The following is a 19299-nucleotide window of genomic DNA, read 5'->3' as shown; positions in this document are numbered from 1 at the left end:
TATGCGAGTGGTCTGGTGTCCCTCAGACTGCTCCTGTGGGTCGTGGTGTCGGTGTCGATCCTGGCGCCCATTGCTGCCGTGGTATCGATCGGGCTGGGCGGCAACCATGTTCGTGAACTGATCGACGGCGGCATCGTCGACGCCGCCGTGAACAGCGTCGTGTCGACGGGACTGTCGGCATTGTTCGCCGTGGTGATCGCCGTCGCGATGGCCCTGCTGCTCGACCGGACGGATCTTCCCGGTCGCTCGGTGCTGCGGCTCGTCCTGCTGTCGCCGTTGCTGATTCCGCCGTTCGTCGGGGCGATCGCGTGGACCGGCCTGCTCGGGCCGAGCGGGATGATCAACAAGTTCTGGGCCGAACGGTTCGGCGGACCACTGTGGAACGTCTACGGCGGAGACGGCGTGGTCTTCCTCCTGACCATCCACTCCTATCCCATTGCGTACTTGATCGTCGCAGCAGCACTGCGCCGCATTCCCGGTGACCTCGAAGAGGCTGCGCGGATGTCCGGGGCACGCCCGCTGCGCGCACTGACGTACGTGACATTGCCGTTGCTTCGGCCGGCCGCGGTCGCGTCGTTCACGTTGGTTGCGGTCTCGAATCTGGCGGATTTCGGGATTCCCGCCCTCGTCGGACTGCCGGACCGGTACGTGACGTTGTCGACGATGGTGTATCGGTTCATCCAATCGGGAACCGTCGCACAGCCGTTGGAGGTGGTCTCGGCCATCGGCATCGTCCTGTTGCTGCTGGCGGTGGTCGCGGTTGCGGTGGACCGAGGACTCAGCCGCGGCAGTGCAGCTCTCGATGGGCCGGTTACTCCCCCGACTCGGCTCGCGTTGGGGCGGAGCCGGTCGGCGGTGGGCGTCGCCACCTGGCTTCTCGCACTGAGCATCACGGCCCTGCCGATCTTCGCGCTCGCCACCCAGGCATTGCTGCCCGCGCCCGGTGTTCCCCTGACGTGGGCCAACCTCACTCTCGATTCCATCGTCGCAGCCGTCACTGCACCTGGAACGGTTGTCGGTATCCAGAATTCGCTGATGCTGGCGATCGGCGCCGCGGTGATCTGCGGAGTGGTCGGCCTGACTCTGGGTGTCGTCACGACGCGCACCCGCTCACGGGACAATACCGGCCTCGACCTCGTCGCGATGCTCCCGCAAGCCATACCGGGCCTGGTCATCGCAGTCGGATGGCTGATCGTCGGACGTTGGACCGGCCTGTTCGACACCCGCTGGGTGATCCTGTGCGCTTACGTCATGGCGTTCCTCGCGATCGTCGTGCAGGCCGTCCGAGCGCCGCTGCTCTCGACGCCGCTCCAACTCGAAGAGGTCGCCCGCTCCTCCGGCGCCTCACCCGCACGAGCCTTGTACGACGTCTCGTGGAAGATGACGATTCCCGCTGCCACCTCCGGTGCCGTTCTGGTGGGCTTGACGGCGGTGCGCGAGCTCACCATGTCGGTTCTCCTGGTCGCCCCCGGCACGCAGACCCTCGGAGTGTCGATCTTCAACCTGCAGCAGGCGGGCGACTACAACGCGGCATCGGCCCTGTCCCTGCTCGTCGCCCTGGTCGGGATCGCCGGACTCGGTCTCGTCGCGGGCGTCTCCGACCGAAAGAAGAATGCCTGATGTCCGCCATCTCCCTCGATGCCGTCGACCTCGAATATCCCGGTGGCGCCGTCGGTCTGCGCGGCATCGACCTCCGCATCGCCGACGGCGAATTCCTCGCCTTGGTCGGTCCGTCCGGCTCCGGTAAGACGACCCTGCTGCGCACGGTTGCGGGATTTCTGACGCCGACGTCGGGCACCATCACCATCGGCGGCGACGTCGTCGCAGGTGGGCGGCGCCCGATCGCACCCGAGCATCGCGGACTGGGCATGGTGTTCCAGCAGCACGCTCTGTGGCCGCACCGCACCGTCGGGAAGAACGTCTCCTATCCGTTGGAGCTCGCCGGGATGTCGCGCTCGGATCGCAAGCGGCGTGTGAGCGAAGTCCTCGAACTCGTCGGCCTACCCGGTCTCGAATCGAGAGATCCTTCGACGTTGTCCGGAGGTCAACGGCAGCGAGTTGCCTTGGCGCGGGCTCTGGCGAGGACGCCGCGGGCACTGTTGCTGGACGAGGCGCTCTCCGCGCTCGACGAGCCTCTGCGCGACCGACTCAGACTGGAACTTCGCTCGCTGACGCGCGCCGCCGGACTGACCGTCATCCATGTCACGCACGACCGGAACGAAGCCTTGGCGCTGGCCGACCGTGTCGCGGTGCTCGACGGTGGTTCGATCGCGCAGATCGGCACCCCGGAGGAACTGGTGCAGCAGCCTTCCTCGGCGTTCGTCGCACGGTTCCTGTCCGACGCCAACATCATCACCGGCGTCGTCGACGGCGGCAGATTCCACGCCGACGATCACCCGTTGGAAGTAGTGCTCGACGTCGTCGAAGGCGCTAGGCAGGGCCGTGGAACGTTGACCGTCATGCCGTCGGACATCGTCCTCGGTCCAGGTTCACCTCACGACTGTGGCGCAGGCGTGATCACGTCGTCTCTCTTCGGCCGAGAGGCAAGCGACGTCGTCGTCGACTCGCACGGGGTCGATTTCCGCTGCTCGGTGCGCGGTCCGCGCCCCGCAGTGGGCGACGGCGTCATCATGACCATCGAGCGCGGAATGTTCACGCCAACTTCGGGATAGTCCCTACCGTCGCACGCGGTGTCGATCGGATTGTCCGTTCTCGCCGTCGGTGTGACCCACGAGATAGGTAAAATAGTTGTTTACCTCATCTATTTATCTATATGGTTGCGGACAGCAAGTAATTGACTCGAACCGTTGGAGCCCTCATGGCAGTAAGAACTACCACCGCGGAAGCGTTGGTCGAAGAGGTATTTCTCTTCGGTCGTGCGCTGAAGCGGGCCGTGACCACCGGAGATGAGGAGTCACCCCTGCCGCAGGCACTGACCGGAGTTCTGGCCATCCTCGCGACGGAGGGTGAATGCAGACAGACCGACCTCGCCAACAGGCTCTGCGTCAGCCAGTCCGCCCTCAGCCGGCAGATCGCAGACCTGGTGGATCTCGGATACATCGACCGAACGCCCGATCCCGACGACAAACGCGCATCACGCGTGCGTGTCTCGTCCGACGGCGGCGAGAAGCTCAAGGTCATCTGGGACCGTCGCGCGAATCGACTGCGCGAGATGTTGAGCGACTGGAGCGAAACGGAGGCGCTGGCCGCCCTCGATTCGATTCAGAAACTCAACAACACATTCAACGAAGACGCGCAGGACACAGCGCACTTGAAACTGATTGCGAGATAGAACAATGTCAACCACCGAAGCTCCGCCCAATATTCAACAGGCCGATCCCGACGCCATGTCCCACCGGCAGATCCTCGAGGCCCTCACCGGACTGCTCGCCGCGCTGTTCACCGCACTGCTGAGCACCACCATCGTCTCGACGGCACTGCCCACCATCATCGGTGACCTGCAGGGTTCGCAGACCGCGTACTCCTGGGTCATCACCACCGCTCTGCTCGCCAACGCAGCATCGACGCCCATCTGGGGCAAGCTCGCCGACCTGTTCAACAAGAAGGTCCTGGTCCAGAGCGCGATCGTCATCTTCGTCGCTGGTTCGCTCATCGCAGGCTTTGCACACAACGTGCCACTGCTGCTCGTCGCCCGTGTCATCCAGGGCATCGGCATGGGTGGTCTGACGGCACTCGTCATCGCCATCATCGGCACCATCGTCTCCCCGCGTGACCGCGGCCGTTACTCCGGTTACACCGGCGCTGTCATGGCTGTGTCCATGTCCGGCGGACCGATCCTCGGCGGCGTGATCGTCGACAGCCCCCTCGGCTGGCGCTGGTGCTTCTTCGTCTGCGTTCCGCTGGCCGTCATCGCCCTCGGACTGCTCCAGAAGACGCTCCACATCAAGACCGAACGCAAGGAGAACGTCTCCATCGACTGGCTCGGCGCGCTCCTGCTCACCGCGGGCGTCTCGGTCCTGCTGGTCTGGGTTTCGTTCGCAGGCAAGGCGGACTACTACGCATGGATCTCCCGTGAAACCGCCTACCTCGTCGGCGGCGGAGTTCTGCTGCTCGTCCTGACCGTCATCGTCGAAGCCAAGGCCAAGTCGCCGATCATCCCGCTGAAGATCGTCACCGAGCGCACCACCGGCCTCGCCATCATCGCCTCCATCGCAGTCGGTGTCGGCCTGTTCGGCGCCACCACCTTCCTCGGCCAGTACTTCCAGACCGCACGCGGCTACACCCCCACCGAAGCCGGACTGCTTTCCATCCCACTGGTGTTCGGCATGCTCGTCGCCTCCGTCGGATCCGGCCAGCTCATCACCAAGTTCGGAAAGTGGAAGCCGTTCATCGTCACCGGATCGGTACTGCTGGTCATCGGATTCCTGCTTCTCGGAACCATCGACCACGCAACCAGCCTGTGGACCGTCGGCGTCTTCATCACCATCGTCGGACTCGGAACCGGCATGTTGATGCAGAACCTCGTTCTGGCAGTCCAGAACACGGTCAGCGTCCACAACATCGGCGCAGCGTCGTCGACCGTCGCGTTCTTCCGCACCTTCGGTGGCGCGATCGGCGTCTCGGTTCTCGGATCGCTCCTCGCGACCCGCGTCGCCGAGAAGTCCGCAGCCGGCCTCGCCCAGCTGGGCGTGGACAGCTCCGGAAGCGCAGGCGGAGGATCACTCGACCTGAGCTCGCTGCCCGCACCGATCCTCGCCGTCGTCCGCACCGCCTACGGCGATGCCACCGGACGGATCTTCATGATCGCCGGATTCGTCGCCATCGTCACGCTGCTCGCGGTCATCATGATCCCGAACCGCCCGCTGCGTAAGACGATCGACTTCGCCCAGGCACCTGTCGAAGGCGAAGAGACCATCGAGGTCCCGTCCTTCGGTGACACCCGCGAGTACGTCGCAGCAGAGCTCGACGGAACCGGGCGCCACGAAGCACCAGCAGGTTCGGCACCGTTCGAGGGCCTCAGCACCGATGCACGTGATCGACTGCTGAACCTCCTGCTCCCCGAACCCAAGGACACCCTCGAAGCACTCGACGAAGCCGAGGCCATCCGCGCCGAAGTCGTCGCACTGCAGCAGGAACTCGACGCGAAAATGCTCGACTTCGACGCCGTCTGCGAGCGACTCCGTCGCCTCGGACTCAGCGAAGATCAAATCGCCCGAGTACTCGGCGACGCACACGTCCCTGATCCTCATCAGCACTACGTCAACTCCGGACTGAACGGCCACAGCGTCAACTAGTTCGACAACACGAAAGAGCCCGCACACCCCCCGGTGTGCGGGCTCTTTCGGTGTCGGAGCACTCCCCGCCTTTCCGGACCGAACGTGACGTTCGGTCACTTGGAGTGACCGAACGGTACGTTCGGTGCGCGAAGAGGGCCGGGCTACCGCCCCGGAAGGTACTTCAGTGCCTTCACGAAGGGAGGCATGATCTTCGCCCACAACTTCGGAGGCAATCCGCGGGGGCCGCCGAGGTTCAGCAGACGCGTCGTGGCGATGGTCTGCGATTCGGTGTACTTGAGCAGGCCGTCGGGTCCGTGGCGTCGGCCCATTCCCGAAACGCCCATTCCGCCCATCGGTGCGCCGGTGGTGCCCCAAGCGGGTGCGTACCCTTCGTCGACGTTGACCGTTCCCGAATGCAGCTGAGCTGCAATGGCTTCGCCCTGAGCCTTCGTCTTCGCCCAGACGCTGGCGTTGAGTCCGTATTCGGTGTCGTTGGCCTTCGCGATGGCTTCGTCGACGTCGGCCACCGGGTAGATCGACACGAGCGGCCCGAAGGTCTCGCTCGCGGCACACTCGGCGTCGGCGGGCACGTTCGTCAGGACGGTCGGCTCGTAGAAGAGCGGGCCGATGTCGGGGCGTGCGTTTCCTCCCGCGATGACCTTGGCGCCCTTGACCTTTGCGTCGTCTACGTGCGCGGAGACGGTCTTGACTTGGTCCTCGGAGATGAGGCTGCCCATTTCGATGCCGAACTCGTAGTCCGCACCGAGGGTCATGTCCCGCACCCGCTGACCGAATTTCGCGGTGAACTCGTCGGCGATGGACTGTTCGACGTAGATGCGCTCGATGGAAATGCACAGCTGGCCCGAGTTGGAGAAGCACGCGCGCACGGCGGCGTCGGACACTTCCCTGAGGTTCGCCCCGCGCGCGACGATCATCGCGTTCTTGCCGCCGAGCTCGGCCGAGAAACCGATGAGCCGACGCCCGGCCTGCTCGGCGAGGAGCTGGCCCGTTGCGGTGGAACCGGTGAACATGAGGTATTCGGTGTTCTCGACGATGGCGGTGCCGACGACCGAGCCGGGGCCGGGCACCACGGCGAACAGATCACGCGGCAGACCTGCTTTGTAGAGGAGTTCTACGACGGCCAGCGCACAGTACGGAGTCTGCGAATCCGGCTTGAGCACCACTCCGTTGCCGGCGAGCAGCGCGGCGATGGCGTCGGACACCGCGAGAGTCATCGGGTAGTTCCACGGCGAGATGACCCCGACGACGCCCTTGGGCTGGTACCGCACCGTCGTCTTCGTCAGCACGGGGAGCATGCCGGCCACCCGCTTGGGTGACAGCAGCTTGGCTGCGGTGCGGGCGTAGTGACGCGACGTCATCGCGATGTCGAGCACTTCTTCCTGCGCGGCGGCGCGGGACTTGCCGGTCTCCGCCTGCGCCATGTCCATCAGTTCCTCGCGATGAGCGAGCACCAGGTCGCGGTACCGGTGGAAGATCTCGGCGCGCTCGGACACCGGGCGCTTGGCCCATGCCTTCTGCGCGACCCGAGCACGAGCGATGGCACCGACGACGTCCTCGGCGGTCCCGACGGGAATGGTCGCGAGCTCCTTGCCGGTGAACACCTCCGTGATGGATTTCGTCGGCCGCGCGTCGGCGTCGGGAATGGCGATCAAGTCGGCGAGCCGCGAGAAGGTCGCAGCGCTCGGAGCTGGCATTTCGGTACCCCTACTGGTGAGTAGTTCTTGGAGTTACACATAACCTACATCGTCGGTGGCTGGGATCACAGTGCCGATTCCGCTGCCCTGGTCGGCACCCGTCGACGTGTGGCACCATGGGCGGTGGTCTTTCCTAGGCGTCGGGGCGCACTGGAGACGAAGCAGGGTGGGGCAATCTCATGAGAACGACCACACGCAGGGGACTCGTCGTCGCCTGCGCAGCAGCTGTAGCGCTCGCGATGGCACCGTCGGCGCAGGCAGATCCAGTGGGTGACCTCGTCGCCCCTCCCGCCAATCCCGACGCCTACCTACCCACTCCGTTGGGTGACCCCTGGTTCACCCCTCCGGCGGGTTTCGAGAGCAGTGAACCCGGGACCGTTCTGAACACGAGAAGTGTTGCGGTACAACCCGGCGCTACCTCGACGCAGTTGCTGTTCCGTTCGACGGACTCGAAGAACAATCCCATTGCGGCCGCGACGACGATCCTGGTTCCCGACGCGCCGTGGACCGGCGGAGGCCCCAGGCCCGTCGTCGCCTACAACGAGGCAACGGATTCCTTGGGCAACGCGTGTGCGCCGTCGTCGACGCTGCCGCGCGGCACCAACAAGGAACTCGACCGGATGCAGGAGTTGCTGGCTCGCGGGTATTCCGTCGTCGTCACCGACTATCAAGGTCCCCGCCAGGCGTACTCCGCCGGTCTGGTCTCCGGTCACACCGTGCTCGACGGGCTGCGAGCGTCCCGGGCAGTCGGCATCGCACCGGACGCCCCCGTCGCGATCACCGGATACTCGGGCGGTGCGATCGCGTCGGGATGGGCGGCGCAGTTGGCGCCGTCGTATGCGCCCGAGTTGAACATCGTCGGAGTGGCCTTCGGCGGGCCTCCTACCGACTACAAGATCCTGCAGCGTTCGCTGAACGGCGGTATCGGCTCCGGGCTGTTCACCGCCGCGACAATCGGTCTGAGCCGCGAGTACCCGGAGATGCGGTCGCTGGCCAACGACAACGGTAAGCGGCTCGCTCTGGTGCAGAAGGATCAGTGTGTGGACGTCTTGTCCTACAGCGGACTCGCACTGTTCGACCAGCAGAACCTGTCCAACGTGCCCGACGTGTTCAACCATCCGATCACCCGCGCGGTGGTCGAGGAGAACCGGATGGGTCAGATCGCGCCCGAGGCACCGATCTACATCTACCAGGGCCTGCAGGACTTCCTGATCCCGAAGGAAGGCGCCGAGGCCGTCCAGGATCAGTGGTGTGCGGCCGGTGCGTCGGTCCATCTGGAAGAGATCCCCGGAGACCACACGGTGGCCGAGGGCGGCGGTAGGCCGGGCGCGTTCGAGTGGCTTTCTCAGCGTCTGGCCGGCGTTCCCACCGGAGGATGCGAGAGAGTGGTCCGGTAACTCTTGACCCTCACGCCACGGGAGGCTGCACAGTGTCCTCTGTGAGCGATTCGGAAACGATGTTGGTGGGCGAAGTGGCCCGCCTCGTCGGAATCAGCGTGCGGACGTTGCACCACTACGACGAGATTTCGCTGGTGGTGCCGTCCGGACGCACGGCGAAGGGCTACCGCAGTTATTCGGCAGTAGACGTCGAACGGTTGCATCAGGTGTTGACCTACCGCGAACTCGGTTTCGCGCTGGACGACATCGCCGCCCTGCTGGACGACCCGTCGGTCGACGCGATGGCGCATCTGCAGCGTCAGCGGGAGCTACTCGACGCACGGATCGATCGCTTGCATCAGATGGCTGCGGCCGTGGACAAGATGATGGAGGCAAAGAAGATGGGAATTCAGTTGAGTCCCGAAGAGCAACGCGAAGTGTTCGGGGAGAACTGGACCGGCGAACAGTACGCCGATGAGGCAGAACAGCGTTGGGGCCAGACCGACGAGTGGAAGCAGTCCCAGGCGCGTACGGCGTCGTTCACGAAGGACGACTGGAAGCGCATCAAGTCCGAAACCGATGCGCTGGAAGCAGATTTCGCTACGGCGTTGGCCTCGGGAGTGGCTACCGACTCACCACAGGCGGCGGCTTTGGCCGAACGTCACCGCGCCGGCATCGAGAATTTCTACGACTGCGGATACGACATGCAGGTCTGTATCGGCGAGATGTACATCGCCGACGAGCGCTTCACCAAGCACTACGACGACATCACGCCCGGGCTTGCGCAGTACATTCGCGACGCCATCGTCGCGAATGCTGCGGGCAAGTAGGCAATTTACCCCCCAGTTGTGCGTTCTCGAGCCTCGGAAACGCACAATCGGGGGGTAGATCGCCGGTCATTGCCACGGAATCCTGTAGGGCTCTTCGTCGTCCGGTGGTGGAGTCTGCTTGGCCGGGAACCAAATCAGCGCTGGGTCTCGTTTCAGCTCGCCGATTTCGGGCGGTACAGGCCTGGACAGGGTTTCGATCTCGTCCCATGAGCACTCTCCAGCCGCTACGCGCCCGGCGTACGCCCTCAGTTCGGGTGACGCACTCGCCAGCGACGCGATGGCGAACATCAGAGCACTGTCGACGTTTCGCGGTTCTTCGATGGACGAGAGCGGGGTCCGTTCGACCACGGCCCGCGTCTGTGCCATACGGTCGAAGGCATCGGTCATCTTCTGTACCGCGCGGCGCAGGATCGGGTCGTCCGGTGCGTTCATGCGTCTTCCCATGGTTGTCTACCTGTTCCGACCGAGAAAAATTCCTTCGGAACGTTGTAGACGGGCTCGGCGGACGCGGTGTCGTACACGTCCTTCACCAGTCGAGCGTTGTGGATTCCCTTGGTGATCGGTTCGAGTTTCTGCTGGAACTGCTCGTTCAAGTAGCCGCTGGGACTGGCAACGAGCGAAAGGAATTCGTTGAACGCGTCGGTGACCATCCGAATGTCATCGAGCAGCTTCTTGGCGAGGGTGTATCCCGAGTACAAGATGTCGGCGATCTTGTATATCTGGTAAAGGCTCCCCAGCGGCGATACCTTTTTCGACAAGAACTCGGCAACCTTGGCGGGGCTGGACACATCGACTTGCGCTTCGAGACGTTCTCTCATCGTAGTCACGAGTGTGAACACCGACTTGCGAATTTCGTCGGCGGCTCTGTCCGCGACAGCTTCGATGACGCGACCGCACGAACCCTCCCAGCGCATCGCTGCGATCTGCCGTGCGGCGTAGTCTTTGTACGCGACGGCAGCCAACCCGTCCCAGAACTCATCGACGCGCGAAGTCCCTTCGGCGAGAGAATCACCGCCGGCGGACATAGCCTCCCCTGCAATCCGGTATGCCGCACCGAGACGTCTCAGATCGTTCCAGTTTCCGCCTATCGGATCGATGAGTTCGCGAAGCGGACTGTGCCCGATCAGCTCCTCGATCGCGTAATCGAGGTCCCCCAGCCACCCTGCTGCATCGGCGATGACGTCGGCTACGTCGTCGGGGAAGTGTGCGGGAGCCGGATAATCCATACCCTCCGGAGACCCGTAATGTGCACAGTCGCTGTAAGGTTCGGCATTCCCCCGCGCCGGTCGATCTGCGTCACCCGGGTCCGGGTACGGCACCGGTACCAGGTCCGTGTGTGCGTTGAGCGCCTCGTAGTTCTTCTTTTCCTGATCCGCGTAAAGCCAGGCCGCGGTATTGAGTTCGTCACCCAATCCGGCGCAGTTCGTTGCCAAATGGACATGCCGATCACGCCACACATCGCGGAGAGCATCGAACGTGACGGCCAACGAACCGAACAATTCCCCGTTGTCGACCCCTGTCAATTGTCCGTGGTCATTGAAATACCGATAGGACGTCAGCGTCTGCTGTCCGATCTCGGCCGTAAGCCGGCCGAGCCCGGCGACCTGCCTTGGGTCCGCGAAAAATGTTTCACTCATGTCCAGGCACCTGTCTTATTCGGTTCGGCGGAGCGTCGACACAATCCGGTCTACGACATCCGGCGGCAAGGACTCGTCGATCTGCTGGTCGGTTTGAATCATGAATACAGCGACGGTCGCATTCGAATAACCCTCCGTCGCAACCACGTCGAATGTTGCTTCCGTTGGATCGCAATCGAAATCCTGGGCGAGATTCGATGCTTTCACCGAGTATCTGACGGCGGGAGCTCCACCAATGTCGAATTGGATCGGCTCCGAGTAGTCGAGTGTCACGGCGTCATCGGGAGCATCCCGAAAGATGATCTCGGCCTGGCGGCTTGCCTCGAAGGCTGCTGTGGGAACGTCGACACCGTTGCGGCCCGTCATTCCTGAAACAGCTTTCCGCGCCCCGTCTCGATGTTCCGGACAGTAGTCGTACCCGTACATTGCGATCGCGCCGTATGTAACCGACCCTCGTGTTCCCTCCCAGCCCGCTACTCCACCTGAGGCATTCCTCCAATCCCCCGGCACTGTGTAGCTGAGTCCGTATTTGGTGTCGATGGGGATCGGGTCACCCTCGGGCACCTCGATTTCCGGCGGCGCGAATTCCATCGACGGGAAGCCCGGTGGCAGGGTCGCGGTAGGTGCCGATGCCGGTGCCGCCGTCGACGAAGGACGGGAGGTAGGCGGTGCCGCGACGCCTTCGAACCTGCCCGGTGCCTGCGGCCCCAATCTGGGCAGCAGCGCGACAGCGGCATACAGCAACGCCAGAACCAGCGCCGTGCGCAGCAGCTGCTTCTTCAGCCCCATGTTCACTCCCCCCGAAGTCGGCACACGCTAACACGCCGGAGCGACAACCCTGGGTGGATACTCGTGGACATGAACCTGACGATTCGCTCGGCCGTTCTGTCCGCCGCTGTCGGTAAGGCAAGTGGGTTTCGCAGTTCCGTGGGAATCAGCGTCGGGCTGCTGACCTGGTTCCGAGGGTCGAAGTACGAGCGTTGGGCGATCGGTGGATCAGCCGTGGCCACGGCGGGAGAACTCGTCGGGGACAAGTTGCCGTCGACGCCGTCACGTCTCGATCCGGCGCCCCTGGGTGGCCGTATCGTGGCCGGCGCCGGGGCGGCCTACGCGATTGCCCGACGCTCGGGCGACGATCCGATCCCGGCGGCCGTAGTCGGGGGCGTGTCGGCCGTCGCCGGTTCCTACGCCGGCCACGCATACCGCGCATGGGCGTCGAAGCGGGTTCCGCCTGTCGCCGCCGCGCTGGTGGAGGACGTCGTCGCGCTGTCGATCGGTGCGGTCGTTCTGAAGGAAATCGGAGCGTAAGGTCCGTGACGTGAAACCGAACTTCTGGCAGTACCTGGGCTACCAGTTCGGCCGAGTGCTGCCGCCGTCGATGCAGGATTGGGTTCGCGAGGATCTGGTCGGTCACGGTGCCCAGGCTCGCTACCTGATCCGCTTCACGCTGCCGGTGATCCCATTCCTGTGCCTGTTCCTGTTGGTTCCCGGACCGTTGTGGATCGGGTTGGCGATGATGGCGCTGCTGTTCATTCCGCTGGTCTACTTCGCGATCGCGCTCATGAACGTGTACCGACGCCACCGGCTGCTGGTGCACGACCTGGATCCGCAGCTGCTGGGTGCCAGCACCCAGGCGAAGTTGGATCGCACCCGGGACGACTACGAGAGGCGTCACGGAAGGCTGGACTAGGCAGGAGTGGAGCCCGCAGGAACGACTCCGATGGGCAGGAGTGGAGCCCGCAGGAACGACTCCGATGGGCAGGAGTGGAGCCCACAGGAACGACGCACTTATGCTGTCCGGTATGACTTCCGTCGAATTCAAGGCAACTGCTGACCTGGCCGACGAGATCGGGCCTGAAATCCGCAGCTGCGATGCACAATTCATTCAGTTCGGCAAGAACACCGAGTTCGCCGGACCGATCACGACGATCAAGTGCTTCCAGGACAACCTGCTCGTCAAGCAGACTCTCGGTGAGCCGGGTAACGGTGGAGTCCTGGTGGTGGATGGCGATGCGAGCGTTCACACCGCGCTCGTCGGCGACATCATCGCAGGCAAGGGAGTCTCCAACGGCTGGGCCGGGGTCATCGTCAACGGTGCCATCCGGGACTCGGCGATTCTGCGGACTCTCGACATCGGTGTGAAGGCACTCGGCACCAATCCCCGCAAGAGCACCCAGACGGGCTCCGGGGAGAAGAACGTTCCGGTCGAAATCGGCGGTGTCACGTTCAATCCGGGCGAGATCGTCTACAGCGACTCCGACGGCGTGGTCGTCGTGTAATTTGCCGAACATTCACCCTCCTGTTGTGCGTCCGTCAGCCCTCGGAACGCACAACAGGTGGGTGGATTCCGCTTCGGATCGGTCATACGTTGGACAGAACCAGAACGACGATCGAGAACCCCAGCATGCCAAGGCAATTGATCCAGAACTCTTGTTTCATGAACCGTGCGCGGTAGTGTGCGTAGGCTGCACAGAGGAAATAGACGATCACTCCGGCGTTCGCGGCCGACGCGACACCGGGGTATGCGAGTCCGACGGCGAGGCCGGCGGCTGCGGCGAGCTTGACTACTATCAGCGTCCACCACCAGTCACGCGGAAACCCGACCCCGTCGAGGCATTTCACGATGAACATCGGCGGTCGTATGGACATCAGCGCGTCGATCAGCAGTACCATCGCGAGAAGCGCTGTGAGCCACCAGTAGTCGATCATCTTTCTCCCCCATCGGATTGGTTGGTCACGAAGTCGATGACTCCCTTGAGTCGATTCAGGTCGTCGCCTACTCCGACGGACATAAGCATTCCGAGGTACGCGAAATAGATGACCTGGGCGCCCTGGACTGCACGGGTGGAATCGTGACCCGCACGCCGAAGCGTCTGCTCGATTTCGTCGGTCAGAGCGAGGCCCAACGATCTGAAGATTTCTGAGTCGACGCGCCCTCCGACGATGATCGACGCGTACACCCGAGAGAGGGCGGTGTCGCGCGCGAAGTGTTCCAGGAACGGCAGGAACAGCCCCAGCACCTCGGCGGGAGCATTGTCCTGAGCAGAGACATCGGCCCGTCCGGCGACGCTGCGTTGTCGGTGGACGTCGGCAATCCATTCGTCGTAGACAGCGACCAGAATGGCGTTCTTGTCGCCAACGGCCATCACGGTGCCGACACTGACCTGCGCGGATGCGGCGATGGACCGGATGGTGGTTGCGTCGAAACCGATCTCCCGAAACAGCGCGTCCGCCGCGGTCAGAACCCTCTGACGTGTCGCTTCCTTCTGGTGATTCCGTGACTGAACACGTTCAGTGAACATGTTCAGTAGAGTAGACCGACGTGTAGACGGCGTCAATCAGCAGCGCACCCGCGGAACCCCACGCCATTCGTCGAACAGGAACAGGGCGAGCGCGACGACGAGCATTCCCGACGCGACCCAGGCCGCGCCCACGCCGAGGACTCGTACCGCGAAGGCGCCGAGCACGGCACCGGCGAGGAACCCCGCGATGACCGATCCGAAGTTGACGGCACGCAGTCCGGCGGCGGTGTCACCGTCGGACAGTCGGTGGTAGATCGCCTGAGAGAAGCTACGAAGGTTGCCGGTGGTCATCGTCGTGCTGAAGGCCTGGTCGACGAGCACCCTGAATGTCGTCACCTGCAGAGCGGCAACGAAGGAAATGGACACCGTGACAACGGCATTCGGTGCCGACTCCGGGACGAAGCCCACGACGAACAGCACCAGGATCTCGATCACGAGGACGGCACGGATCGGCCGACGAACGACCCGCGTCAAGCCGGGGCTGGACAGGGACTCGGCGACGAAGACACCGAAAACGAATGCCACCAAGGGCGGGAGGTATCCCGCCGCGGACCGCCAATGGCCCCCTGCGGCATCGATACCGAAGAGGACCACGTTGGCGGTCTGAGCGTTCGCGAACACGCCGTCGCGCGTCATGAAGGTGTAGACGTCGACGAACCCGCCGACTGCCGCCAGAAGGACGCCGAGTCGCACGGACTCCGACGTCACGACCGGCTGTGGAGTGTCTTCCGGCACGGCCGAATGCTACCCCGCTTCGAGAGTGGAAATGTAGGCTCTGGGGCAGGAGCGAAGCCTGCGGAGCGATCAGAAGGCACTACATTTCCACTCATATTGGTTACTTGACGAAGTTCAGCAGAGCCTCGTTGACTTCCTGGTAGTGGGTCCACAGAAGTCCGTGCGGGGCACCGTCGACCTCGACGTACCGAGCCTCGGGGAATGCCTTGGTGAATTCGCGTCCCGTCGAGTCGATGGGAAGAATGTTGTCCTTGGTGCCGTGCAGGATCAGAGTGGGCTTGCCGGATTCGCGCACCTTCTGCACGTCTGCGCGGAAGTCCTCGAGCCACGTCGGGACCACGGCGTAGGCCGCTACCGGTGCGCTTCCTGCCGCGGTGGCGAAGTTGGCGCGCACGGTTGCTTCGCTGATGCGGCTGCCCAGGTTCTCATCGAGGTTGTAGAAGTCCTTGTAGAAATTGTCGAACCACGCGAAGCGGTCTTCGCGAGCGGCTGCGTCGATTCCGTCGAACACGGACTGCGGGACGCCTGCCGGGTTGTCGTCGGTCTGCAGCAGGAACGGCTCGAGCGATGCGAGGAACGCGAACTTCGCGACGCGGTCCGTGCCGTACTTGGCGGCGTAGCGTGCCAGTTCCCCGGTACCCATCGAGAAGCCGACGAGGATGACGTCGGTCAGGTCGAGTTCGGTGAGGACCGCGTTCAGGTCGGCGGCGAAGGTGTCGTAGTCGTAGCCGGTCACGGGCTTGCTGGACTTGCCGAATCCGCGACGGTCGTACGTGATGACCCGGTAGCCGGCTTTCAGAAGCTCCCGGCTCTGGCGCTCCCAGGAGTTGCCGTCGAGCGGGTAGCCGTGAATGAGCACCACTGCCTGCCCGCTGCCGTGATCCTCGTAGTAGACGTCCACAGGTGTGCTGTTTTCCGTGCCCACATTGACGAAAGCCATGTTGTTCCCTTTCCCTCGGGATCTTCCGGTGAGAGAACGGTCGTTCTCCCGTCATGGACTACGGTAGAGAACGATGGTTCTCTGCGCAAGGAGGTGGTGGCAGTGGAAACGAGCGACGCACGATCGGCCGTCTTGGTAGCCGCTGACGAGCTCTTCTACACACGTGGCGTTCAAGCAGTGGGCATGGACGAACTGCGGACCGCCGCCGGGATCTCGCTCAAACGCATGTACTCGCTGTTCCCGTCCAAGTCGGACATCGTCGCCGCGGTACTTGCCGGCCGGACCGCGGTGTGGAACGAGCGCATCCTGATGGAGGCCTCCAAGCACGATTCGCCGCGAGACAAGGTCCTCTCCATCTTCGACTTCCTGGACGCCTGGTTTCGTGAAGACAACTTCCGCGGCTGCGCTTTCATCAACTCGTTCGGCGAGCTCGGTGCAACCATGCCGGCTGTCGCCGACGCTGCACACCAGCACAAACGCGAATTCGTCGAGTACGTGACCGATCTGGCCGTCGAGGCAGGATGCCCGCAGGATCTCGGCCTTCAGATCGCATTACTTGCCGAGGGCGCGCAGACCACCGCAGCCATCTCGGAATCTCCCGAGTCCGCCGTCGCGGCAAAGCGAGCCGCGACGGTCCTCCTCGACGCGGCCAGCCGATGAGCGCGTCTGGGCCGATGAGCGCGTCTGGGCCGATGAGCGCGTCTGGGCCGATGAGACTGAAGGCGTGCATCAACGGCCCTCGAACACCGGCCGAGCACAGCGCAATTCCGATCACCCCGGACCAGATCAGGGCAGAATCCATCGCCGCAGTGAACGCAGGCGCCGAGGCAATTCACGTACATCCGAAGACTCCGGACGGCACCGATTCGCTTGCCGCAGAACACGTGGCCGCCGCAGTTCGCGCTGCCCGCGCAGCCGGAGTTCCGGTCGGCGTGACTACCGGAGCGTGGAGCACACCCGACGCCGTATCCCGGCTGGCCGCAGTCGAATCCTGGACCACCCTGCCCGATTTCGCGTCGGTCAACTGGCACGAGGAGGGCGCAGCGGATCTGGCAAGACTGCTGATGCGCCGAGGCGTCGGCGTCGAGGCGGGTCTGTGGACCGCCGCATCCGCACGCGCATGGCTGGCCTCCGGCCTCACCGGAGACTGCATACGGGCCTTACTGGAAGTCCAGCCGGGAGATAGCCCGGACGTCGCCGACGAACTGATCACACTCACCGACACGAGCGGAGTCCCGCTGCTGCTGCACGGCCAGGACGACACATGTTGGGCCACACTACGATCGGCCGTCGCACAGGGATTGGCCACTCGCATCGGCCTGGAAGACACCCTGACCATGCCCGACGGCTCTCCTGCCACCGGAAACTCCGACCTGGTGACCTCTGCGCTCGCATTTTTCCGTGTCTGACGAAGTCCGCCGGTAATGTCCGAAGTGTGAACCTTCGCTCGGCAGTACTCCCCCTTGCAGCTGCCCTTGTGCTTGTCTCGTGTTCTGCTGAGCAGAGCTCGCCTGCACCCACCGATCCAGGAACCATTCGCACTGCCGACGCCCAGGCCGTCGTCGACCAGTTGGTGAGCGCCGGAGCGCCGGCCGCGGTCATCGCCCTTCGGGACGGCGACAGTGAATGGGAAGGCGCGGCAGGCGTCGTCGAACGCGGGTCCGACGAGGCCGCGTCCGCCGCGGATCCTCTGAGAATCGCCAGTATCACCAAATCCATGGTGGCGGCCGTTGTTCTGCAGTTGGTCGACGAGGGGAAATCGACCCTGGAGACAACCGTCGACGACGTGCTTCCCGGTCTTCTGCCCAAGCCGGTGACCGTCCGTCAGCTGCTCGATCACACCAGCGGTCTGCCGAACTATCTCGAGACTCTCGTGCCGTCCGACGCGGCGGGGCTCGTCGCGGCCGCCGACGACACCTATTCCGACGACGAACTGATCGCGCTCGCGCTGGCACAGCCGTGGCCCGCGGCTCCCGGTGCCCAATTCTCCTACTCCAACACCAACTACGTCGTACTCGGCAAGATCGTTGCTCAGCTCGACGGCAGGAGCATCGCAGATTCGTTGGACGAGCGGGTGTTCGAACCCCTACAGATGACGTCGACGTCCTATCCGAGCGTCGCCGCTATTCCGGAGGACGGACTGCACGGGTACATCCTCGAAGGTGACACCCTCGTCGACATCAGCGATGTCGATCCGTCGATCTGGTCGGCAAGCGCAGCTGTCGTCTCCACCGTCGGCGACGTCAACACGTTCTTTCGCGCTCTCTTCGACGAGACCCTGCTACCGCGAACGCTCGTCGACCAGATGCAGCAGGTGACCCCGTCGGGGTACGGCCTGGGGTTGCTCGTCGGCGGTGACGCGTGCAATCCGGGGGCGGCCGAGGTGGTGTTCGGTCAGCGCGGTAACGGTTTCGGGTACCGCACACTGTCGTTCTCGAGTCCCGACGGCAGCAGGCAGGTCACTCTCGGATGGACGGCGTCGGCCATCGACCCGGCGACGGATCCGTTGGAGCAACCCGCCCTGAACGGTCTCGTGGCCGGGCTCGCCGCCACCTGCCCGGCGTGAACGTCAGAGGACGGTGACCCAGCCGTGCGCCTGGTCTCCGGTCAACGCGTCCTGATGTCGCTTGCGCAGTGTCGCCGAGACCGGGCCGAGCACGGGAGCGGATCCGACGGCTCGGCCGTCGATCTGGAAGACGGGCGCCACTCCTGCTGACGTGCCGCACACGAACACCTCGTCGGCGATGTACAGCTCGGTGAGGTCGACGACGCGTTCCCGCACTTCGAGTCCTTCCTCGCGGGCCAGCGTGAGGATGGTCCGGCGGTTGATGCCGTCGAGGATGTCGCTCGTGACGTCGGGAGTAATCAGTACACCGTTTCTGACCAGGAAGATGTTCGCGGCGCTGAGCTCGCAGACGTGGCCGTTGATATCGAGGAAGATGCAGTCGTCGAACCCGCTGTCGATGGCGTCCTGCTTGGCGAGCACGGAGTTGACGTACGCGCCGTTGACCTTGGCTCTCGATGGGATGGCGTTGTCCGGGATTCGGCGCCACACACTGGTTTTGAGGCGCATTCCGTCTTGCGGGACGATGGGCACCGCGTCGTACAGGAAGATGGACACCGTGGTGCTCAAACCACGGACTCGTGTCCCCGGAATGGACTCGTCCACGTGGACGGTCGCTCTGACGTACACCTCGCGCTGAGGGTCGTTGGCCTGAACGACCTCACGCACGACCTGGGTGAACCGCTCGTAGGTCCACTGCTGCGCAAACGTGTCGATCCCGATTATTCTGCAGGACTCCAGAAGTCGCTGAAAGTGGTCCTGCAGCCTGAACGCCGTGCGCGTCTGCGCCGATACGTACACCGGGAACACCGTGTACACGCTGAGCCCCTACAGGACTGCGGAAGTGGCGACCCCCAGCTTCGCGTCGTGGGCATCGACGATGCCGTTTCCGAAGAACACTTTGCCGTGAGGAGTAGCCATGCGGCGATGGTATCGGCAGCCGCAGCACGGGCGACACCGAATA

The 19299-nt window shown here is 64.0% G+C and carries 21 protein-coding genes; 12 read left to right on the top strand and 9 right to left on the bottom strand.

Annotated elements, in window-relative coordinates:
• The first annotated feature begins 15 nt into the window (after nt 1-15).
• The 4 genes from CH292_RS15015 to CH292_RS15000 all read left to right on the top strand — a co-directional run bounded on the left by CH292_RS15015 (nt 16) and on the right by CH292_RS15000 (nt 5255).
• Entirely contained in the window at nt 16-1620 is a 1605-nt protein-coding gene (locus tag CH292_RS15015; RefSeq protein WP_256978148.1) for an iron ABC transporter permease, read from the top strand.
• Nucleotides 1620-2672: an ABC transporter ATP-binding protein gene (locus tag CH292_RS15010; protein WP_094626788.1), complete on the top strand. Its 1053-nt coding sequence runs from the start codon at nt 1620-1622 to the stop codon at nt 2670-2672. The genes CH292_RS15015 and CH292_RS15010 overlap by 1 nt, the downstream gene beginning before the upstream one ends.
• 146 nt (nt 2673-2818) lie before the next feature.
• Nucleotides 2819-3292: a MarR family winged helix-turn-helix transcriptional regulator gene (locus CH292_RS15005; RefSeq protein WP_019667059.1), complete on the top strand. Its 474-nt coding sequence runs from the start codon at nt 2819-2821 to the stop codon at nt 3290-3292.
• 4 nt (nt 3293-3296) lie between these two features.
• Complete coding sequence (locus tag CH292_RS15000) at nt 3297-5255, top strand: MDR family MFS transporter (RefSeq protein ID WP_019667058.1); 1959 nt, start codon at nt 3297-3299, stop codon at nt 5253-5255.
• 143 nt (nt 5256-5398) lie between these two features.
• Here the strand turns inward: CH292_RS15000 and CH292_RS14995 are convergent, their stop codons facing one another.
• Nucleotides 5399-6952 (bottom strand): succinic semialdehyde dehydrogenase, encoded by a 1554-nt coding sequence (locus CH292_RS14995; RefSeq protein ID WP_019667057.1) that lies wholly within the window; start codon nt 6950-6952, stop codon nt 5399-5401.
• Nucleotides 6953-7131: 179 nt separating this feature from the next.
• On the opposite strand from CH292_RS14995, the gene CH292_RS14990 reads away from it, so the two are divergent.
• Nucleotides 7132-8349: a lipase family protein gene (locus CH292_RS14990; RefSeq protein ID WP_037183413.1), complete on the top strand. Its 1218-nt coding sequence runs from the start codon at nt 7132-7134 to the stop codon at nt 8347-8349.
• Between the two features lie 59 nt (nt 8350-8408).
• Nucleotides 8409-9158, top strand: coding sequence for a MerR family transcriptional regulator (locus CH292_RS14985; RefSeq protein ID WP_019667055.1), 750 nt, complete (start codon nt 8409-8411; stop codon nt 9156-9158).
• 66 nt (nt 9159-9224) lie between these two features.
• Here the strand turns inward: CH292_RS14985 and CH292_RS14980 are convergent, their stop codons facing one another.
• Genes CH292_RS14980 through CH292_RS29385 form a run of 3 tightly spaced genes read right to left on the bottom strand, consistent with a single transcriptional unit; the run spans nt 9225 to nt 11584 of the window.
• Nucleotides 9225-9590 carry a hypothetical protein gene (locus CH292_RS14980; RefSeq protein WP_094655133.1) on the bottom strand — a complete coding sequence of 122 codons (366 nt, stop codon included), beginning with the start codon at nt 9588-9590 and terminating at the stop codon, nt 9225-9227.
• On the bottom strand, nt 9587-10795 hold the full coding sequence (locus CH292_RS14975) for a hypothetical protein (protein WP_094655132.1): 1209 nt from the start codon (nt 10793-10795) through the stop codon (nt 9587-9589). The genes CH292_RS14980 and CH292_RS14975 overlap by 4 nt, the downstream gene beginning before the upstream one ends.
• 15 nt (nt 10796-10810) lie before the next feature.
• A complete protein-coding gene (locus CH292_RS29385; protein WP_256978147.1) occupies nt 10811-11584 on the bottom strand; it encodes a hypothetical protein in 774 nt (257 codons plus the stop codon).
• Between the two features lie 69 nt (nt 11585-11653).
• Between CH292_RS29385 and CH292_RS14960 the strand changes: the two genes are divergently transcribed.
• From CH292_RS14960 to rraA, 3 genes are all read left to right on the top strand, one after another.
• The gene (locus tag CH292_RS14960) at nt 11654-12103 is read left to right on the top strand and encodes a hypothetical protein (RefSeq protein WP_230620997.1); all 450 of its coding nucleotides are present in this window, start codon (nt 11654-11656) and stop codon (nt 12101-12103) included.
• 10 nt (nt 12104-12113) lie between these two features.
• Entirely contained in the window at nt 12114-12485 is a 372-nt protein-coding gene (locus CH292_RS14955; RefSeq protein WP_033189378.1) for a DUF5313 family protein, read from the top strand.
• Nucleotides 12486-12585: 100 nt separating this feature from the next.
• Nucleotides 12586-13074, top strand: coding sequence for a ribonuclease E activity regulator RraA (gene rraA / locus CH292_RS14950; protein WP_019667048.1), 489 nt, complete (start codon nt 12586-12588; stop codon nt 13072-13074).
• 82 nt (nt 13075-13156) lie between these two features.
• Here the strand turns inward: rraA and CH292_RS14945 are convergent, their stop codons facing one another.
• From CH292_RS14945 to CH292_RS14930, 4 genes are all read right to left on the bottom strand, one after another.
• Nucleotides 13157-13504: a DoxX family protein gene (locus tag CH292_RS14945; RefSeq protein ID WP_037140745.1), complete on the bottom strand. Its 348-nt coding sequence runs from the start codon at nt 13502-13504 to the stop codon at nt 13157-13159.
• Nucleotides 13501-14097 (bottom strand): TetR/AcrR family transcriptional regulator, encoded by a 597-nt coding sequence (locus tag CH292_RS14940; RefSeq protein ID WP_020112317.1) that lies wholly within the window; start codon nt 14095-14097, stop codon nt 13501-13503. Before CH292_RS14940 ends, CH292_RS14945 begins: the two co-directional genes overlap by 4 nt.
• 36 nt (nt 14098-14133) lie before the next feature.
• On the bottom strand, nt 14134-14832 hold the full coding sequence (locus tag CH292_RS14935) for a YoaK family protein (RefSeq protein ID WP_094655130.1): 699 nt from the start codon (nt 14830-14832) through the stop codon (nt 14134-14136).
• Nucleotides 14833-14932: 100 nt separating this feature from the next.
• Entirely contained in the window at nt 14933-15772 is an 840-nt protein-coding gene (locus CH292_RS14930) for an alpha/beta fold hydrolase (RefSeq protein ID WP_026348123.1), read from the bottom strand.
• Nucleotides 15773-15865: 93 nt separating this feature from the next.
• On the opposite strand from CH292_RS14930, the gene CH292_RS14925 reads away from it, so the two are divergent.
• The 3 genes from CH292_RS14925 to CH292_RS14915 are packed head-to-tail and all read left to right on the top strand — an operon-like array spanning nt 15866 to nt 18338.
• Nucleotides 15866-16432, top strand: a complete 567-nt coding sequence (locus CH292_RS14925; RefSeq protein ID WP_019667043.1) for a TetR/AcrR family transcriptional regulator — start codon at nt 15866-15868, stop codon at nt 16430-16432.
• 50 nt (nt 16433-16482) lie between these two features.
• Entirely contained in the window at nt 16483-17181 is a 699-nt protein-coding gene (locus CH292_RS14920; RefSeq protein WP_037183427.1) for a 3-keto-5-aminohexanoate cleavage protein, read from the top strand.
• A 26-nt stretch (nt 17182-17207) separates the two neighbouring features.
• On the top strand, nt 17208-18338 hold the full coding sequence (locus CH292_RS14915) for a serine hydrolase (RefSeq protein ID WP_256978146.1): 1131 nt from the start codon (nt 17208-17210) through the stop codon (nt 18336-18338).
• A gap of 3 nt (nt 18339-18341) precedes the next feature.
• Here the strand turns inward: CH292_RS14915 and CH292_RS14910 are convergent, their stop codons facing one another.
• Nucleotides 18342-19154, bottom strand: a complete 813-nt coding sequence (locus CH292_RS14910) for an aminotransferase class IV (protein ID WP_256978145.1) — start codon at nt 19152-19154, stop codon at nt 18342-18344.
• Nucleotides 19155-19299 lie beyond the last annotated feature (145 nt).

The sequence above is a fragment of the Rhodococcus sp. 14-2470-1a genome, assembly GCF_002259425.1.
Classification (GTDB): domain Bacteria; phylum Actinomycetota; class Actinomycetes; order Mycobacteriales; family Mycobacteriaceae; genus Rhodococcoides; species Rhodococcoides fascians_E.
Note: the sequence above shows the minus strand (reverse complement) of the source record. Positions and strands in the feature narration are given on the sequence as shown.

What these genes read in the sequence shown, in the direction of transcription:
- CH292_RS15010 (WP_094626788.1), top strand. Translation starts at nt 1,620, where the DNA reads ATGTCCGCCATCTCCCTCGATGCCGTCGACCTCGAATATCCCGGTGGC.
- CH292_RS15005 (WP_019667059.1), top strand. Translation starts at nt 2,819, where the DNA reads ATGGCAGTAAGAACTACCACCGCGGAAGCGTTGGTCGAAGAGGTATTT.
- CH292_RS15000 (WP_019667058.1), top strand. Translation starts at nt 3,297, where the DNA reads ATGTCAACCACCGAAGCTCCGCCCAATATTCAACAGGCCGATCCCGAC.
- CH292_RS14995 (WP_019667057.1), bottom strand. Translation starts at nt 6,952, where the DNA reads ATGCCAGCTCCGAGCGCTGCGACCTTCTCGCGGCTCGCCGACTTGATC.
- CH292_RS14990 (WP_037183413.1), top strand. Translation starts at nt 7,132, where the DNA reads ATGAGAACGACCACACGCAGGGGACTCGTCGTCGCCTGCGCAGCAGCT.
- CH292_RS14985 (WP_019667055.1), top strand. Translation starts at nt 8,409, where the DNA reads ATGTTGGTGGGCGAAGTGGCCCGCCTCGTCGGAATCAGCGTGCGGACG.
- CH292_RS14980 (WP_094655133.1), bottom strand. Translation starts at nt 9,590, where the DNA reads ATGAACGCACCGGACGACCCGATCCTGCGCCGCGCGGTACAGAAGATG.
- CH292_RS14975 (WP_094655132.1), bottom strand. Translation starts at nt 10,795, where the DNA reads ATGAGTGAAACATTTTTCGCGGACCCAAGGCAGGTCGCCGGGCTCGGC.
- CH292_RS29385 (WP_256978147.1), bottom strand. Translation starts at nt 11,584, where the DNA reads ATGGGGCTGAAGAAGCAGCTGCTGCGCACGGCGCTGGTTCTGGCGTTG.
- CH292_RS14960 (WP_230620997.1), top strand. Translation starts at nt 11,654, where the DNA reads ATGAACCTGACGATTCGCTCGGCCGTTCTGTCCGCCGCTGTCGGTAAG.
- rraA (WP_019667048.1), top strand. Translation starts at nt 12,586, where the DNA reads ATGCTGTCCGGTATGACTTCCGTCGAATTCAAGGCAACTGCTGACCTG.
- CH292_RS14945 (WP_037140745.1), bottom strand. Translation starts at nt 13,504, where the DNA reads ATGATCGACTACTGGTGGCTCACAGCGCTTCTCGCGATGGTACTGCTG.
- CH292_RS14940 (WP_020112317.1), bottom strand. Translation starts at nt 14,097, where the DNA reads ATGTTCACTGAACGTGTTCAGTCACGGAATCACCAGAAGGAAGCGACA.
- CH292_RS14930 (WP_026348123.1), bottom strand. Translation starts at nt 15,772, where the DNA reads ATGGCTTTCGTCAATGTGGGCACGGAAAACAGCACACCTGTGGACGTC.
- CH292_RS14920 (WP_037183427.1), top strand. Translation starts at nt 16,483, where the DNA reads ATGAGACTGAAGGCGTGCATCAACGGCCCTCGAACACCGGCCGAGCAC.